Source organism: Microcoleus sp. S13_C5 (assembly GCF_036700845.1).
GTDB lineage: Bacteria > Cyanobacteriota > Cyanobacteriia > Cyanobacteriales > Microcoleaceae > Microcoleus.
Genome location: NZ_JAUBPR010000016.1, coordinates 1 through 18,158 on the forward strand (window position 1 = coordinate 1; position 18,158 = coordinate 18,158).

Sequence of the window (18,158 nt, forward strand, 5' to 3'; positions counted from 1 at the left end):
AAGTTACATCAGCAAATATTTGGAATTGGTTTACTCACTGCTGTTATTGTACCTCACCTTTGTAAGAAATGCTATAATAAAGACTTAAATAAGTTACGTAAAGCAGCCGGAATAACAGATAGAAAAGTAAATATTTATTATTAAGTAATCGAGTAAATTTGAATCAAGAGCAGATTGATAAATTAGAATTGACACTAGGGAAATCCGAATGTTTGCGAATTGCATATGAGATGAAAGAAAAATTTAGAGAAATATATGAGACTAATTTGACGGTCAAAAAAGGGCAGAACAAAATCAAAGAATGGCTAAATAAGGCACAAGTATTTTTTAGAGAATCTGCATCAACAATTGAGAATCATTTTGAGGGTATTTGCAACTACTTTCTTCATCGCACCCCAAGTGGAGTCATGGAAGGAATTAACAATCGGATTAAGTTGATAATGCGGCAAGGGTATGGTTTTTCTAATTTTAATAATTTTAGGAATCGCGTATTAGCTTGCTTTTATGATTAGATAAACTTATAACCATAAGTTCAGGAGAGCCGTTGCACTCCCAAATGCCTGAGAAGTTTCCCCACTAAGCTTAACATCATTACCTTGCACAGGCTATTTGAGATTTAGGAGAAACAACCCCTAACTGCTTCGCTAAAGGAAGCAGTTAGGGGTTGTTTTAATCGCGGCTTGCTTGAAAAAATTAGCCTGCTGCTGCTAAAACTGGAATTTTAGTTTGGCCGATCGCCAAACATTTTTTAACAGCAGCAATTACATCTTCCACATCTGCATCTGTTAATTTTGCAGAAATCGGCAAGCTAACTGTATGCCGCCCGATGTACGCAGCATTCGGATAGTCTTCCGGCTGCCATCCAAACATTTCTTGATAGATAGGATGTTCCGGCATACTCATGTAATGTACGCCGACACCGATATTTTCAGCATTGATAGCGCTGAGAAACTCGTCGCGGCTGATTCCTGCTTTGGCTTCATCTACCAGAATGGTGTACAGGTGATGAGCATGAATTGTATCCGGTTCGGGGTGGGCGGGCAAAGTAATCGGCAGATCCGCAAATGCTTCGTTGTAGCGCTGCCAAATCTGCTCCCGTCGCTGCCAATAAGGAGTAATTCGTTTCATCTGATGAATGCCGATCGCAGCTTGCAGATCCATCATATTGTATTTAAAACCGACTCCCACCACTTCGTAGTGCTGATAACCCGAGTCTCCAAATCGCTTCCAAGCATCTTTGGTCATACCGTGTAGCGCTAAAATGTTGAGCCTGTCGGTATCTTCTTGACTGGCGATCAGAATCATTCCTCCTTCACCCGTCGTGATATTTTTGGTAACATAAAAGCTGAAACATCCGAAGTCGCCAAATGTGCCTGCTTTCCGCCCCTTGTACTCTGTTTCGAGCGCGTGAGCGCAGTCTTCAATTAACTTCAAGTTGTGACGGCTAACAATCTCGCAAAGCGCGTCCATATCGCAGGGACGACCGGCAAAATGAACCGGCAAAATTGCTTTAGTTTTTGGAGTTACTTTAGCTTTGACTTGATCCGGGTCAATATTCATTGTCACCGGATCTACATCCGCCAGTACCGGTGTTGCGCCTGCGTGAATAATCGCATTAACTGTAGCGGCAAAAGTCATCGGAGTAGTAATGACTTCATCCCCTGGTTCTAACGAAGCAGCCAGGAGACTCAAGTGCAGTGCCGCCGTACAAGAATTGACTGCAATCGCGTACTGGGAACCTTTGTAAGCATTGAATTCGTCTTGAAAACTCATCACTTTCGGGCCAGTACCCAACCAACCTGTTTTCAGCGTTGACACCACTTCTTGAATTTCAGCATCTTCGATCGCCGGAGCGCCGAAAACCAAAAAACGGTCTTTTGAACGAATAGGATTGTTGTTCATTTTGCTACTCTTACTCAGTAAGTAAAGTTGATCAAGTGCCAGGATTAATGAATGCAGTATCAGCGTTTTTTATTCATATCTTTTGCTAATACCTTGTGTAATGGCATCTTTTGTATAACAAGCTTACTAATGACCAGCCGTTTTTCCGCAAGCGCCTGACTCTGATAGAATTTCTCTATCTTAAGATAGAGAATCTGCAATGTCCACCTGAGCGTATTTCAGTTTATGGGCGATACACAAGCTCTTACCCGCATTTTTTGCTTTAAATACTTTCCTAAAAAAAAACAGTGTTATATAAACTTTTTGTAAGCTGTAGAACATCTATCCCGAGATAGATTTGACAGCGAAGTTATATGATTTTAGATTTCAGAATTAGGAATTAGGAATTAGGAATTAGAAATGACTGATTTCCGTCTGGTTTGGAGCTTGCCGGGAGTTAGATTTTTTTTTAAACTCCTGCCAAAATTAGGCAAATTTTGCACAAAAAAAATGTAACTCCCCTGTAGATGCAGGTTCAGCAACATTCTGCGATCGCTCGAAGCAATCAATCGTCCTTGACCAAATCCACTACAATCTAGGCAGACGAATCTTGTTCAAAATGTCTTGCAGCCGTTCAGAAACGCCGCCCAATTGTTCTGACAAAGCTAGCAGTTGACCGTAAGCTTCAACTAAACGATCGCCCTCAACATAAACTTCTGGATTCGGATAATTCTTCATCGCTTCCAGCAGCGTAATCTCGTTATCATTAGTTGCAGACAGCACCAAGGCCTCGCGCAAAGCTTCTCGATTTGCATTCCCAGAAGGAGTGCGAATTACCTGACCCACTTCATCGAGAATTATTTCCCCCACCTTGCTGTTAAGCGTCCGATCCAAAAAGCTTTGACTGACTTTTACAGGTCTTGTCAGACTGTTGCGAACCGTTTCCGGGTCTTTTTTTGCTTTTCCCAGCAGCATTTCTAACGCGGGCGACATTTGCCCAGTTTCTGCAAAAATTTCTAATTCGCTGACGGGTAAAGTCATTCGGATCGCACTGTATTTGAGCACTACCTTTTCGGCAGCCGCCGCAGCATTGCTGTAAAATACCATTCCCGCGCCTGCTGCCAAAAATAATGTCCACCGCCCTTTGAAAAATGATCGACCCATAGTAAAACATCCCAATATCTTTTTCTACTTCGACTTTGACACATCTCATTAGTTACTGCACAGACTAAGCTCTTCGGGAAATGCCAAATTATTCGATCGCCCCAGCACTTATACCATTTTAGATTTTAGAGAGATTTTAGATTTGCACATGACTGATGATTATCCGGGTTTGGATCACGGGTCTACAGTTGCATTATTTTTGGGAACTGGTATTACCTATATCGGATGCTAGGCACAAAACTCGGTTCAGGGCGCTGGTACGGGCTTCTGTGTACACCGTCGGCACCCTACTGATTCTATCTCCCAATCTCCCGAGCCTTCCACAATGTCGAACGCCAGCTCTTCTATCAGTGAAGGCTGGCGCTGGGCTTAAATTTATTTTATATATTTAGGGTCTTTATGAAAGCTGACCCCAATTGAACGAATGACAAGCGGTTTATGATTAGGGCCTTTAAATTTGCTGACCCCAATTAAAGCCACATTATTATGATTACAGGGATCGCTGGCAAACCAGGATTTCATAATAATTTCTTTATATTTATAACTTTTCCTTGCCTCAGATAGATTTTTGTCTCGATTTGTAAATTTTTGTTACTTCGACTTCGGGACTCGGCCCTCGGCGCGCTGCTCCCAGCGAAACAGGAAAACCATCAGGGCCACAACTCCGACTTGGAGGGCAAAATTGGGCAAAGCAGAGCCAATTTCGCGGCCCGAGGCAATTTTAGCAAGGAAAACCAAGCCGCCGATAAAGCCAGAAGCGCCACAAGCTACGTAAACGAACTGTCGCAGAGGCCGGTAGGGAGTGGCCATCTCTGCGGTTAAACGCTCGTATTGTTGGCGGCTGAGGTTGCGCGGGTTTTTTGGGATGTTTGTGCGATCGTCTGAATTGGGGGCTGGCATAGATTTAGAAAATAAGTAAATTAGGATTGGACCACAAAAACCCGATTTATACCAAAAACCCTCTGGCTGAGGTGGCCAATACGGTCGAAAAACCTGGTTTTTGGTACTTTGGGCGCAAGTCGAGTGAATATTAGACTACAACAAATATCTCACAACTGCCGAAATAAATCACCGCTGAATCCAAAGCACAACTGTCTGCAAACAGCCGACAAAAACGCCCAAAATGCCTCCTAAATTTACAATTCCCTGCAACTCGCTTTTGACAATTCCCTGAATCGCTAACTCCAACTCTTCAGGAGAAGTACCTTTGACTCGATCGACAATCACCTGGTCAATATTCAAAATCGGGATAGCCTGAGCTACAATATTTTCTAAATCCCGCTCTAAATAGCGCTCTAAAACCAAAGCCAGTTCTTGGCTGACAATTCCGAGGGAAGCGCTCATCACCGCTGAAGTTTGCAAGCGATTGAGAAGCAACCGCGAAATATTTTCCCAGTCAATAGATTTGCTCAACCCCTCAAGTACGTCTGTACCCCGCTGTTGAACGTAGCTGCGAACGCTGTCGCGCATAGTTTTTCGCAACTGTCTCACAGTCGAAACCGGTAAATTTTGCATCGACAAATTTTGCAGCCATTCCTGAATTCGCCCGCGAATTCCCAAAGAAATAGTTAACTCTGCTAAGCGCTGATTTGTGGCTTCTCTGTCATCCAGACAAAAAGTCCGCAGCCGAGTTAAAGTGTTCCGCAAACCAAACAAATTTGCTACTACCCAATAAGTGCCGCTGGTTTTTTCTCGAAACCCTTCATCGATGATCGAAATATTGCGATCCGTCAAAAAGTCAATTAAAGCCTGCCGCAGCACTTCCGGGGGTATTACTACCTGCAACAACCAATCAGCAAGCTGAGCCGCCTGAGATTCCGTAAGCTGAATCTCCAGCAAAACTTGGTCAAAAATTTGATTGAGTTGAGCTTCTAAAAAATCTTCCCGGCGTGCCAGAACTTTGAGAATTCGCGGCACAGATTCCCCCAACAAATCTCGCAGAATGTTAGCGAGAATTTTAGCCGTTTTTTGCTCTGCGTCTGCTTTTACCTGATCCAGCGCCAACTGCAACAACCAAAGAATCACCGACTGCATCCGCTCGGTTTGCAGGAGGCGGCGAGCTAAGTTTTGCAGTTCTTGCGGCGTCAGCAGCGAACCCATAATTGTGTCGGAAATTCGCTTTGCTAAACGCTCTTGGTTGCGGGGGATCAAACCTGGAGTGAAAGGCAACTTCCGCCCTTTGATGTAAATAGCTCGATAGGGGCGGAACAGCATTTTGATAGCTATATCGTTAGTGAAATAGCCAATAATTCCTCCCACTACAGGTGGGGCCAACAACAGCCAAATGTCAGAGGGATTCATAAATGATTAAAAATAGGGTAAGGTGCACAGGGATCGGTGCACCCTATAGTTAGATAGCTGATATAGACTGCAAGCATTTTTAATTTTAAATTGCTTTGCCGAGTACCAATACTCCCATCATAGCTCCGGCAATCGGGTAGTGGGTGGCGGCGGCAAATCCGGCTTTGTTGGCGATCGTGACTTGCTGCTGCCCGATCGGGAATTTTTCTAAACTAGGATTAATGTAAGCATATTCTTGAGTCATGCCAAATTGCTGAGCAATGGGCACTACGAGACTGTCTAGATAAAACTGCTGAAAGCTCCGCATTAGGGAATTGCTGGGGCGGTGGAGGTCGAGAATAGCTGCTTTGGCACCGGGTTTGAGCACGCGGTGCAATTCCTGAAGACTGCGGGGGATGTCAGTCACGTTACGCAGGCCATAACCCATTGTGGCGCAGTCGAAGTAATTATCAGCAAAAGGCAAGTCTAGGGCGTCAGCTTCTACCCAGGAAATGGGACTTATAGGGGTGAGAAAAGGTCGATCCCGCCTGGCCGCCACGGCCAATTGTTCGGCGGAAAAATCTACTCCAAATACGCAACCGGTCGGCCCTGCTTGTTTAGCCAGCAACAAAGCTAGATCCCCGCTACCGCAGCACAAGTCTAAACAAGTATTTCCGGGGCCCGCACTGCTCCATTTCACCGCCATTTGCTTCCAAATCCGGTGTTGCCCAAAGCTCAACCAGTCGTTCAATTGATTGTAAACTGGTGCAATTCGATTAAATATAGTTTTAATTTCTTCGGCGTTATTAGTCATTGGTCATTTGTCATTGGTGATTGATAATTTGTAATTGGTCAGTCGGGAAAAATAATTAATCCGTGCATTCATGTCATGCTGTCGCCAGTCATTAATGCTTTTTTATTTGTTAGCGAGCGGTGAGCTTTTGTCGAGACTCATTGGTTTGCTATCATTTTAAACTCAAGACTTAGAGCCGACTAAGGACTAATGACTGATGACTCATGACTGATGACTAATGACCCTGAAAACTCGTCAATACCAAAGCAACTTCTTGAGCGGCGAGGTGAACTGTTGTGAGTTCGTCGGGGCGCAGGGAACAAGGTTGCTTCCACTGCATGGAAATCAGGGCGATCGATCGACCTTTGTGAATCACCGGGATACTCAGGTGAGCTTGAATGCCGGATTTCTGATAGTGCGGCAGACTCGCTAGCGTTGCGTCGAGCCCAATATTCACAGCACCCTGAATAGTTTGAGAGGTAATTGCTTCTCGAACCAGAGGATCATCTGCCAGCCAATTTTCCACAGTTGAACCAGTGGTGTGACTGCCTTGGACTGGTATTAAAACATTTCCTTCCACCAGTTGCAAAATGCAAGAGTCCGCCAAAAAATTATCACTTATAGCAGTAGCAATTGGATCTAAACTTGCTTCCAAACTCGGATAATCCACAGCCGTTTGCATGATTGTTGCTAACAGTTGTATTTGATTTTGGGCGCGATCCAATTCCTCAGTCCGCTGCTTGAGAATTTCATAAGTCTCGGCCGCCTTTTGCACCACCATTTTCAGTTCGTTCGGGTCCCAAGGCTTAGTGATATACTTGTAAACCTGTCCTGAGTTAATCGCATCCACCAAGTCTTCAATGTCCGTAAAACCAGTCAAGATAATTCTGACCGTATTCGGAAACTGGGGCACGGTTTTGCTCAAAAACTCCGTCCCTTTCATTTCGGGCATCCGCTGGTCGGAAATAATCACGGCGACCTCGCCTTCGATGCCGAGGACTTCCAAGGCGCGAATTCCGCTCTCAGCTTTGAGGACGTTAAAATCTCGTCGGAAAGTGCGGTAGAGTAAATCCAGATTGTCTGGTTCGTCGTCTACTACCAGCATTTTGGGCTTTTTCGGTCTGTGTAGGGTCATGAGCTGGCGTTTAATTTGATCTAGCTCTGAAATGGCATTATCCATAACAATACGATAAACTCCCCTTCGTAAATTTAGGCGAGCAACTATTCTGTAACAATAGTCTCATAACTCACTTACTATTAATCTATCGCTCTGCCGCGACACGAGCCTTGCCGGTATCCAATCACACATAACTTAGCGCTAGTTTTTGATTCAATTATGACTGATACACCGCAAGATTCCTCCCCTCCTGCATCTGCACCCTCCACCAATGCTGTGGATGCCGAAAAGTTAATTCGATCGCTCCGCCGCAAAGAAGGCACTTGGGTAGAGTGGGGACAGGCCTGCACTGCACTGCTAAAAGCTGGGTACAACTCTCAAAGGATTTTTGAAGAAACTGGTTTTGAGCCAATTCAGCAAAATCAAGTGAGCGTCGCAGCCCAAGTCTACACCAGCATGGTAAATGCTGGGGCTTCAGAGGAAGTTCGATCGCACTTTTTGGGCAAAGGTAGCGATATCTTATACGAGTTTCGGATTCTCTCTCAAGTAGAGCGTGCCGGGGCGGCTGCTTTGATGCTAACCCACAATTTGGATGTTGACGATGCTCGCCAAGTTGCTAAAGCGATCAAGGAGTTTTCGCACTTCGGGAGTCTCCCCCAAGGGTTCACAGACACTCCCGGCGATGCTATGGCTTACCAATGCTGGCAATTGGCTAGACAGAAAAGCGATTTGCAAGAGCGATCGCGCTTAATTGCTCGCGGTTTAAAATTAGCTAGCAGCCAAACCGCTAGGGCGCAAATCGAGCAGTTGCTCGTTGATTTTACCGTAGTTGCGAGACGGGAAGCGCCCCGCTTGCCCGTCTACCGACTCGATACCGAGGAACAATTGCCTCGCGTTGTCCCGGTTGTGGGCAAATTGCCGCTTTCTACGAGAGATTTGCTGGCAGTGCCTTTACCGGAGGAAATCGAGCCATTCCGAATGGTAAAATTTTCTGGAGCCGGAGCCGGAGCTTGGGTGGCGATTCCCGGATGGCAGGTAATTTTGAACGCTGAAGATCCGGTGGCGGTTTTGGGAATGAGCGATAAATTGCCGGTACCGCTGCAAGGCAAAGTTGAAGAAGTTTTGATTATTGCCGATCGAGCCCAAAGACAGTGGGATGCTGAGAGTTATTTCCTCGCCGATAACGCGGGCAATTTAGAATTGCACTGGTTTGAACAATCCCCTGATTTTCCGATATTGGGGCGAGTTGTGCTGGTGATGAGGCCCAAAAAGATTGTGGATGAAGACTATACCAAAGATGGATGGCAAGTTGATGATTAGTCACTTGTCAGGTGACTGTTGACTGTTGACTGGAAAGCTAATAACAACTAACAACTGACAACTGACAACTGACTACTGACTACTGAGGCGGTTTCGGTTCTTGAATTGTCGGAACAGAATGCTGTTTCTTAAATCGATTAAAGCCGTAAACCGCAGCCCCGATTAACAGCAAATAAGGACTGTAAGCCAATAGCCAAATACCCAAACCAAACAAACCGAGCGTCAATTCACCCACAGAATGAGTCGCTTTCCCCCAAGTTTCCTGCGCCCGCAAACCTAGAGAAGGTTCCTGAGTTTGTTGAGCCGATACTGCTGCTTCTAGAGTTAAGCTAATAGTCGAATAAGCTACTTGATTTCGCAAACTTTTTAACTGAGCGTCAATGCGTTCGATTGACTCCCGAATATTGCTCAACTCTTGAGCAGCTTTGAGCACGTCGCCGACAGAGCCCGATCGCTCCATAATTTTTAACACCATTTCTTCCGATTTGCGGAGGTTCCGCAGCCTAGCCTCATTGTCAACTAATTGATTGGTAACATCCTCAGCCGTCAGAGAACGGTTCTCTACAGTTCCGAGTTTTGCTAAAGCGTCTAAAGTCGTGTCTAAACGTTCTTGAGGCACGCGAATCTCCACAGACGCGGTTTGGCGGACACTGGAATCCGGCGGCTTTTGATTTTGGAAACCCAAGATATCGCCTTGCTGTTTTTCGACAATATTAGTAACAGATTTAGTGCTGGCGTCAATAGATTTAACCACTACACTGAGTTCGGCTTTTTTAATCAGTTGGGGACGAGTTGCTGGAGTTTCTGGTGCTTTTTTTGATGCACCAGGAGTTTTTGACCTTTGGGCTGCTGGCTCGGGTGCTGGTGCCGATTGTGGAGCCGATGCGGCAACTTGGTTTTCACGGCTGCTGGGTGAAGCTGCGCCGCCTGGAGCGCTGCTGGACGTTTGAGCTCCACCGCAGCTAGGCAAAGCAATGGCTGAAGATAAAGTTAAGAATACTGCCACAGCAAAACGAGTGGTGCTGCTGTTGGCTGGGTTTGGCTTGTGCGGGGGGGAATTGATTTTGAGGTGAGTTTTCATTGGGGTGACTCCTATAAAAAAGGCTTGGGTATTGAATTTTATGCTGGTTTCAATTTAAGCTCGAATAGATAGCGTTAGTTTAGCCGATACCGAAATGGAAACGGTAGAGGTTGAATACTTTGGGATTTTTAACCGCATATAAACGCAGATGAACGCAGATGAAAGCCAATAAATATCGGTGTGATGACCGAAAACAATTGGGTCACAAGTTCCCGGATTTATCCGTGGAGCTAGAAAAAAGCTCCTCGCTCCCCATCGCCAGCCCCCGGATTTCTCAGCGAGGTCGCTTTATTCAATTCTTTAATCTAAAATCTAAAATCGATTGACGGTTTGGGTTCTGGGCATACGCGATCGCAACTAAAGCAACTCGGTGTCTGATACCGTTTAAAAAGGCTGAACGCGACAAATATTTTTCTAATCTAAAATCTAAAATCTAAAATCTAAAATCGAATGACAGATGAATTTGATACTGATTTTATGCGGACAACGGATATCGATCGCCCGGATGTAGCCTCAGCGCTTTCAGGATCAGGGGTTGCGGCAGTTTTGCGAGAGCAAGCTTGCCTTAAAATTCGCGAAAGCTTGCGTGCGGGCCAGCAGGACATGGCGGATTGGCAAGGCGGCCCCCTTGCTGTTTCGGCGGTTCCAGGGGCCGGGAAGTCTACCGGAATGGCTGCTGCGTCGGCAATTGCGATCGCCCGCAACGGGCTTCACATCCCCCGCCAGTTAATTGTCGTGACATTTACGCGATCGGCTGCTGCTAATATTAAAGCTAAAATTCGGGAAAGATTGGCAGAATTGTCTTTATCTCAAGGTGGTTTTGCCGTGCACACTTTGCACGGTTTAGCTTTGAATATTGCGATGCGCCATCCTGATTTGTCGGGTTTAAATTTAGAAAATTCCACCTTAGTTACTCCCACTCAAAGTCACCGATTAATTCGTACCTGTGTAGAACTTTGGATTGCCGAAAATCCCCGCCGATATCAAGTTTTGTTGGAAGGACAGCAATTCGACGGAGAGGAAACGGAGAGGCTGCGGCGACAATCGGTTTTGCGGACAGAAATTTTGCCGCAGGTAGCGAAAACGGTGATTCACGAGGCGAAATCTTCGGGTTTATTTCCCGAACAGTTGTTAGAAATGAACGCTCTTGATACTGGGGACGGTTATGAGATTTTAGCTGTAGCTGGGGGTTTATATCAAAAATATCAGGCTTTGTTGAGGAGTCGGGAATTCATCGATTACGACGAGATGATTTTAGCCGCTTTGCGGGTGTTGGAAAATCCGAGGGCGAGGGCGATCGAGCAAAAGCAAGTATTTGCCGTTTTCGAGGACGAAGCGCAGGATTCGACACCTTTGCAGACTCGGCTTTTGGAAACATTGGCGATCGATCCCGATCATCCTACTTTACCTCCCAATTTTATCAGAGTTGGCGACCCAAATCAAGCGATTAATTCTACTTTCACTCCCGCAGACCCGATTTATTTTAACCAATTTTGCGATCGGTGCGAAGTAGAGAATAAGTTAGCGACAATGGACGGTGCAGGTCGCAGCACCCAGGTAATTATCGATGCGGCTAACTTTATGTTGCAATGGGTAAATAGCTCGAAATTAGCGGGAACTGAACAGCCTTTTCGCGACCAAACTATTAAGCCAGTACCCAGCCATGACCCGCAGCAGAATGCAAATCCGGCTCCCATTGGTCGCGGCTTAGAATTGCATACTCCCCGCGATATTTACCATACAATTGAGTTAATTGGCAAGCGAGTAATTGAGTTAGTTGAGGAATTTTTACCCACCGATTTTGAATTGGGCAGGGATGGCAAAGATATCGATTCAGGCGGGGAAGCAAGCGATGGGGAAAATAGTGCCAAATTGCCGTTAGAAAATCTGAAATCGATGGCTATTTTGGTGCGAGAAAACAAACAAGGCAAGTTTATCAAAGAAGTGCTGGAAAATCCTCAAAAACACGGATTAAGCTTTGATTTGCGGAAATACGGGATTAAAATTGAGGATGTGGGAGAACGCGACCGACATTCTCAAGTACCTTGGGAAATTTTAACACTGCTGCAATTTCTCGATCGCCCGCACTCTCCAGACTACCTGAAAGCAGCCTTAAAAATTTTGAGCGATCGGCAACTGATTCCCAAACAAGACTACAATGCTTTTGCGACTAGCCCCGAGCAATTCCTTTACCCAGGGCCGCTAGACCCGCAGCAGTCAGACCCCGTCCGCAAATGTCGCTATTTTTGCTGCGGTTTGCTGCAAGCTAGTTTAGAACTGCCACCCTACCAAATCATTTCATTCTTAGCCTTAGCGCTGCAATACGACCAAACCGAATTAGCCACCGCCGACAAATTAGCAGAACGGGTAGCAATCCAAACAGCCGGCAACAATTCAATGCGTAATATTTTGGGCGTACTGAGCGAAATTGTCAGTTCCGAAAGATTTGAACCTGTGGATGCAGACGACAAAATAGAAGAACGTTATACCAGCAAAGGTCAACTAACCATTATTACCATGCACAAAGCTAAAGGATTAGATTGGGATTGCGTATTTTTGCCGTTTCTGCACGAACAAACCATCCCCGGAAATTTGCGAGTTTTGCCGCAAGCCCGATTTTTAGGAGATTTCACTTTAGCAGAGGTAGCGAGGGCACAAATTAGAGCAAGTTTGCACGAAAAATATCCTTTACCAAATCTAGGCGAAGCCTGGGAACAAGCAGGTTACTTGAAAACAGCAGAAGAGTTTCGACTGCTATATGTGGCGATGACGCGAGCAAAAAGCTTGCTGTGGATGGCGGCGGAGAAAAAAGGGCCTTTTACTTGGAACAAACCGGAGAACTTGCAGGAGCAAAAACCTTGTCCGGTAATGCCTGTTTTGAAGCAGAGATTTCCGAGTAATGCGATATAAAAGAAGTAAGAAGTAATCAGTAAGAAGTAGCTTGTTCCCCGGATATACTCATGGGTGACAACTTAAGCTGAAGTTACCCCATTTGTTGCTTTGATTACTCAACAATAAATATTTGCTGCCTCAATCTGTAATTCCTACTGCTCGACTATCCTTCGTTGCCGCCCTTAGCTCAAAAGGGTGTTTCTGCTTGTAGGTATAAACTTTTTCTCAACTGCGGATGCTCAAAGGAAAGTTCCCGCGCGTGCAAGTGTAGCTGCTTCCCAGCAGCCCGACATCCGTAAAGTCGATCGCCCAAAATCGGAATCCCTAACCCTCGAACATCCGCTGCATGAACCCTCAATTGATGCGTGCGTCCCGTCAGCGGCAAAAACTCGACGCGATCGCAATTTCCCTCCTTCCCCATTACCTGAAAGCGAGTAACACTGGGTTTTCCGCACTCCCAATTGACTTGCTGGTAAGGGCGATTTTCTGGATCGCCCCAAAGTGGGAGTTCGATCGTCCCCGCCTCAATTTTTACAGTACCAGAAAGCACCGCTTCATAAACTTTTTGAACCTGCTTTGTTTCAAATTGCTGCCTGAGTTGACTGCTAGTTTCTTTGTCACGCGCAAATAGCAAAATCCCCGATGTTTCCCAATCTAAACGATGCACGACTGCCCAATTAAAACTATCCGGTAACAAGTTACGCAAACGACTGAAAACACTATCTTGATTCTCCAGATAACGACCTGGAACTGACAGCAAGCCAGAGGGTTTATTGACCGCGATTAACCATTTGTCTTCATAAATAATCGGTAGCATTTCCGTAACGGGCAAGATGCCCGTTCCACAAGAAAAATTATTCCTTGTGCGGTGGGCTTCTAGGCCGCCCGTAAAACCCTCATCCCTATTAGAAACAATCGGATTTTGAGCCAATCCTGACAGCAAAAAACCCATTAACGGCTGACACCGATCGCCACAAGCACCATAAAATTCTCCCTGTATCTTATCGCCCGATGGCGGCCCCCACCAAAACTCAGCCATTGCCAGCGGTTTCAGATTGTGTACTGCCGCACAGTGGAGCAATTTTGGCGCGCAACAGTCGCCGGTGCCAGTCGGAATAGAATTGGTTGGCATCAATGAGGATAGCGAGATAGATTTTCCCAAAAAATTCACCAGAGTGTAAGCCGCGTGCATCTGCGTTTGAAGTTCGCGGGAAAGTTCTTTTCGCTGCTGTTTCAGCGCCCGCATCCGCCGATCCGCAGCTTCTATTAATTGTTTTAGCGGCTGCAATGTTTCATCCCGCTGCCGTTTTAATTGCCTGCGTTCAATTTTCTCCAAACGGCTTTCTTGATTCAGTTGTTCCAGGGCAATTTCTAGTGTTTCTTTTGCGAGAGTTTGACACAGTAACTGGCGTTTTTCGTCTCGCTGCTGCTTGCAATTGCGGTGTCGATCGCTCAAAACTTGCATTTGCACTTCAAACTCCCGAAATAAGGCTTCATACTCTTGTCGCTGCGGGAGTTGATTGAGTGCAATAAGTTCCTGTTTCATCGCCTCTAATTGAGTTAAGGTGCGGGCTTCCTCAAAAGCAACTCGATCTCGTCCCGGAATCGGTGGCACCCACCCCTCAACAATGCTGCAACCGTTCAGCAGCCCGGAAAATGCTTTGAGTATCCCCTGTTCCCCCGAAGGCATCTCCACCAGTAATATGCCGTACATCTTGCCCTCGCGATCGTAGGAATCGTCAGCCGCCAGGTACTGCATCAAACCCCGCGCGAGCTCCTCGGACATTCGAGTGCGCGGCAGTCTCAGCAGCTCGCCACTTTGAGGACAACGGCCTTCGTACCAATAATTCGGCTGTGAGTCGATCGACTCCCAATGACAGTCCGTGAAATCTAAAAGCGCGTGCAACTCTAGCATCTTAAATTTGGTTTGAAACCTGAATTAGGACATTATGTGCTTGTGTCCTGACCGTATGTTACAGCGGTGTACCGAAAGTGGGAAGGGTGCATAATTTTATACCTACTGGAATTAAGTAAAAATGATGTGTCGCACCAAGCCTGATATGCTAAATTTGTTTCCAAACAGCAGCGAGATTAAGAAAAGCATAAGTTAATATATAAGACCGCAAGCTTGTTATCCCACTAAATTTTTTATGTGAAAGGCGTATGCCAGACCTCTCGACTTCGGCTACAGAAAACTCCTCAAACCCCCAACCAGCACTGCTGCCGCCGATTTTAAGAATTTTTGCAGCATTTCCAGATTACGATCGGGGCAATAGATTGTACGCATCGGGAAGGTACGAAGCGGCAGTCCTGTGCTACGGAAAAGCGGTTCAAATTAAGCCGGACTGGGCCAGAGCGTGGCTGAATCTGGGCAAAGCTTACAAGCAACTGCACTCCTACGCAGAAACCGTAGCCTGCGCCGATCGAGCTACAGCAATTAATCCCGAAGAATACTGGGCTTGGATGCTGCGCGGCACAGGGCTGTTAAGTTTGCAAAATCACTCAGAAGCGATCGCGGCTTTCGACACCGCAATTCAAATCAATTCAGAAAAGCACGAAGCTTGGTATCAGCGCGGCAGAGTTTTAGAGGAATTGCAGCAGTGGGATGCAGCCGCAACCTGTTACAAAAAAGCAACCCAACTTCATCCGAATTTGCCCGCCATGTGGTATCGGCAAGGCAACGTGTTGGTTCAAGCGGAGCGCTATCCGGAAGCCGTGGCCGCTTTCGAGCGCGCGCTGAAACTCGTCCCGACTAATTGGGAAGCTTGGCTGAACCGAGGTTTGGCTTTGATGAAAGCCGAACGCTACGCTGAAGCTGTAACTTCTTACGATCGCGCCATTCAACTGCAACCACAAAATAGTCTGGCTTGGTTCAATCGGGGCATTGCTTCAGCAAAATTGCACAAATATGCAGAAGCGGTGACAGCTTACGATCGCGTACTGCAAATGCAACCGAACGACTGCGAAGCTTGGTTTTATAAAGGAATGGCCCTCAAACACCAGTGGGCAGACGCGGCAATTGCTTGTTTCGATCGGGCAATTCAAATTAATTCTTTTTATCCCGAAGCATGGATCGGGCGCGGTCAAACACTGTCAGAATCGAGAGATTTTGAAGGGGCGATCGCTGCTTTTGACCAAGCCATTCAAATTAATCCGAATTTTCCCGAAGCTTGGCTGGGTAGAGGCATCGCCCTGGCCGGATTGGAGCGCTACAAAGAGGCAATTATCGCTTACAGTAATGCCCTACAAATTGAAGGTAATTTTCTAGAAGCTTGGAACTTGCGAGGCGAAGCTCTGGAAAAATTACAGCAATACGAAGAAGCGATCGCCTGTTTTGATAAAGTAATCTCTCTGACTTCAGAAGCAGAAATTACATCAAAAGTAGGGTTGCAGCAAGGCGCAGCGCTGGAAAAATTGCAGCGTTACGAAGAAGCCGTCGCAGCTTACAACCGCGTACTAAAAATCGTGCCAGACAATTTTGAAGCTTGGTTGAAACGCGGCAACGCTTTGTCCAAATTGCAGCAGTACGAACAAGCTCTAGCATCATACGATCGAGCAATTACTGTCTGGCCGGATAACTATCAAGGCTGGGTACACCGAGGTTTGATCCTAGGGGAAATGCAGAATTATTCCCAAGCACTCGTCGCTTTTGACCAAGTGATTCAACTCAAGCCAGACAACTGGGAAGCTTGGGCGCAGCGGGGCGACGTTTTGCAGAAATTGCAGCGAACTCAAGATGCCATTAGCTCTTACGGAGTCGCCCTCGAAATCAAACCCGATTACTACGAAGCTCTAGTCAGTCGAGAAGAATTGAGACTCAAGGGCGCGATGTCAGGAAAGTGGTAAGGGGAAATTGACGAATAGTTTTGAGTTTTGAAATTGCTTTGTTCCTCGTAATACCGCGCTGGGGTAAAGTTTGAACTATTTAACTTAAAACTAAAAACTTTCCGTCTTCTCTCTCCCTCTGCATTCTCTGCGCCCTCTGCGGTTCATAAAAAAATCTAATTCCCACAACAATTAGTATTGCTATATCCGGCAGGATATTAGCTCATAATTAATGATATTCTGTCCGTTAAAATAACCTTGATTAAGTTGAAAACCTACGTAAAAAAGCTTTGAGTTGTTACCACCAATATTCAATAAAATTAAAATTGGGTGAATAAGGTGATTGGTAAAGAACACTAGCGCCCACCGATTGAATCAATGTTTCAATCGAAGTCACTTGGTGAGCTGGGACATTATCAATGAAAACAACTGCAGGCTTTTTAGTTTCCTTACCAATTTCCATTACATTGTGGTGAAATTATCGTGTTTTGAAAAAAATCCACTCATTCAGGCGTTAAATAGGCTCACCCAGCCTGCTCAACCTAGCTCCCTAGAAACAATCCAAAAGAGCCGGAGACAACCTCTCCTCTAGCCTTTGTGGGTTATCTAAAGAAATAATTTCTGCCTCATCCTAGATTTGCTTATGAATAATACAAAACTGCTTATCCTAGCCACGATGGGTTCATGGCGGTACTATCAAATTGGTTGGTAGTTTTATACAGTTCGTATTGCCCTTTTGCCGCCGCCTCGCGAGTGCGATTCAGCATTGCTGCCACTTGTGCTTGATCCATCGGCTTAAACGTGCGAGCGGCCTCAAACGCTTGATCGAGGAGTTGCATACTATCAATGCCAGTAATCACGACTGAAGTAGGCAGATTCATCGCATAGTGGAGACATTCGATCGGGCTTACTGTATTACTTCTAAGCACGTAGGGGTCGCCCATAGATTTCATCCCCAATACACCTATTTGGTTCTTCACCAGCACTGGCAGAACTTGTTGCTCAAAACTTCTAAAATGAGCGTCCATCACGTTCAGCGGCATTTGTACCGCATCAAAACGGAAATTGTTTTGAGCGGCAATTTCCATCACTCGCAGGTGAACCAAAGGGTCTTTGTGTCCTGTAAACCCGATGTAGCGAATCTTGCCCGCCTTCTGCGCTTCTACTACGGCCTCCATAGCCCCGCCGGGAGCAAAAATGCGATCGGGGTCTTCCATCCGAATAATTTCGTGATGCTGCATTAGGTCAATGCGATCGGTCTGCAACGCTTTCAGTGACTCATCAATCTGCATCGCGGCCGCGCCCTTCGTGCGGCCGTCAATTTTGGTCATCAGAAACACCTTTTGCCGGTAGCCATCCTTGAGCGCTGCACCCATCCAGCGGTGGCTGCGTCCGTTATGATAGTCCCAGGAGTTGTCCATGAAATTGATGCCACGGTCGATCGCACTGCGAATGAGCTTAATACTTTCTTGCTCCTCTCGAAGCCGTCCGATATGGTGTCCCCCCAAACCAATTGCAGACACTCGCTCTCCGGTGCGTCCCAGCGTCCTGTAACTCATCTCCCCGCTTTGGGTTTGAGCTTGGGCTACTTCAGGTTTAACATCTACTTGAGTCACTTCATCTTGAGCTAACACGGGTTTCAACAACCCTTCGGAAGCAGCCAGCCCTGCTGCAACCAAACCCGAAGCAGAAGTTACCTTTAACAACTGGCGTCTGCTGATATTCATCAATGCCTCCTTCAAAAAACTACTAGGACTCACTCACCGCTTCGCTGCACTAAAGAGTTTTGAATTTAAGATGTCTCA

General features: G+C 46.2%; 14 protein-coding genes. 4 read left to right on the forward strand and 10 right to left on the reverse strand.

Translation table 11 applies throughout. The annotated features are described in order from the left end of the window. The first annotated feature begins 158 nt into the window (after nt 1-158). Nucleotides 159-512 (forward strand): transposase, encoded by a 354-nt coding sequence (locus QUA04_RS06820; RefSeq protein ID WP_333255071.1) that lies wholly within the window; start codon nt 159-161, stop codon nt 510-512. A gap of 181 nt (nt 513-693) precedes the next feature. Here the strand turns inward: QUA04_RS06820 and QUA04_RS06825 are convergent, their stop codons facing one another. The 6 genes from QUA04_RS06825 to QUA04_RS06850 all read right to left on the reverse strand — a co-directional run bounded on the left by QUA04_RS06825 (nt 694) and on the right by QUA04_RS06850 (nt 7,298). Next, the gene (locus QUA04_RS06825) at nt 694-1,902 is read right to left on the reverse strand and encodes a DegT/DnrJ/EryC1/StrS family aminotransferase (protein WP_333255073.1); all 1,209 of its coding nucleotides are present in this window, start codon (nt 1,900-1,902) and stop codon (nt 694-696) included. Between the two features lie 567 nt (nt 1,903-2,469). Next, complete coding sequence (locus QUA04_RS06830; RefSeq protein ID WP_333255075.1) at nt 2,470-3,045, reverse strand: alpha/beta hydrolase; 576 nt, start codon at nt 3,043-3,045, stop codon at nt 2,470-2,472. A gap of 591 nt (nt 3,046-3,636) precedes the next feature. Beyond that, nucleotides 3,637-3,945: a DUF3493 domain-containing protein gene (locus tag QUA04_RS06835; RefSeq protein WP_333255077.1), complete on the reverse strand. Its 309-nt coding sequence runs from the start codon at nt 3,943-3,945 to the stop codon at nt 3,637-3,639. Between the two features lie 168 nt (nt 3,946-4,113). Then, entirely contained in the window at nt 4,114-5,346 is a 1,233-nt protein-coding gene (locus tag QUA04_RS06840; RefSeq protein WP_333255079.1) for a DUF445 family protein, read from the reverse strand. Between the two features lie 85 nt (nt 5,347-5,431). After that, nucleotides 5,432-6,139, reverse strand: coding sequence for a bifunctional demethylmenaquinone methyltransferase/2-methoxy-6-polyprenyl-1,4-benzoquinol methylase UbiE (gene ubiE, locus QUA04_RS06845; RefSeq protein ID WP_333255081.1), 708 nt, complete (start codon nt 6,137-6,139; stop codon nt 5,432-5,434). A 214-nt stretch (nt 6,140-6,353) separates the two neighbouring features. Next, nucleotides 6,354-7,298 carry a response regulator gene (locus QUA04_RS06850; protein WP_333255083.1) on the reverse strand — a complete coding sequence of 315 codons (945 nt, stop codon included), beginning with the start codon at nt 7,296-7,298 and terminating at the stop codon, nt 6,354-6,356. Between the two features lie 156 nt (nt 7,299-7,454). On the opposite strand from QUA04_RS06850, the gene QUA04_RS06855 reads away from it, so the two are divergent. Beyond that, entirely contained in the window at nt 7,455-8,555 is a 1,101-nt protein-coding gene (locus QUA04_RS06855) for a RuBisCO accumulation factor 1 (protein WP_333255085.1), read from the forward strand. A gap of 79 nt (nt 8,556-8,634) precedes the next feature. Here the strand turns inward: QUA04_RS06855 and QUA04_RS06860 are convergent, their stop codons facing one another. After that, on the reverse strand, nt 8,635-9,636 hold the full coding sequence (locus QUA04_RS06860) for a DUF4349 domain-containing protein (RefSeq protein WP_333255087.1): 1,002 nt from the start codon (nt 9,634-9,636) through the stop codon (nt 8,635-8,637). Nucleotides 9,637-10,086: 450 nt separating this feature from the next. Here QUA04_RS06860 and QUA04_RS06865 point away from each other — a divergent pair, with 450 nt between their 5' ends. Next, nucleotides 10,087-12,546 (forward strand): ATP-dependent helicase, encoded by a 2,460-nt coding sequence (locus QUA04_RS06865; protein WP_333255089.1) that lies wholly within the window; start codon nt 10,087-10,089, stop codon nt 12,544-12,546. 169 nt (nt 12,547-12,715) lie between these two features. On the opposite strand, the gene QUA04_RS06870 is transcribed toward QUA04_RS06865, so the two are convergent. Beyond that, nucleotides 12,716-14,443, reverse strand: coding sequence for a pseudouridine synthase (locus tag QUA04_RS06870; RefSeq protein WP_333255091.1), 1,728 nt, complete (start codon nt 14,441-14,443; stop codon nt 12,716-12,718). A gap of 248 nt (nt 14,444-14,691) precedes the next feature. On the opposite strand from QUA04_RS06870, the gene QUA04_RS06875 reads away from it, so the two are divergent. Continuing rightward, the gene (locus tag QUA04_RS06875) at nt 14,692-16,374 is read left to right on the forward strand and encodes a tetratricopeptide repeat protein (protein WP_333255093.1); all 1,683 of its coding nucleotides are present in this window, start codon (nt 14,692-14,694) and stop codon (nt 16,372-16,374) included. 277 nt (nt 16,375-16,651) lie between these two features. Here the strand turns inward: QUA04_RS06875 and QUA04_RS29915 are convergent, their stop codons facing one another. Next, on the reverse strand, nt 16,652-16,816 hold the full coding sequence (locus QUA04_RS29915; RefSeq protein WP_445242294.1) for a transposase: 165 nt from the start codon (nt 16,814-16,816) through the stop codon (nt 16,652-16,654). Nucleotides 16,817-17,015: 199 nt separating this feature from the next. Further along, on the reverse strand, nt 17,016-18,080 hold the full coding sequence (locus tag QUA04_RS06880) for an aldo/keto reductase (protein WP_333255095.1): 1,065 nt from the start codon (nt 18,078-18,080) through the stop codon (nt 17,016-17,018). Nucleotides 18,081-18,158: the final 78 nt, after the last annotated feature.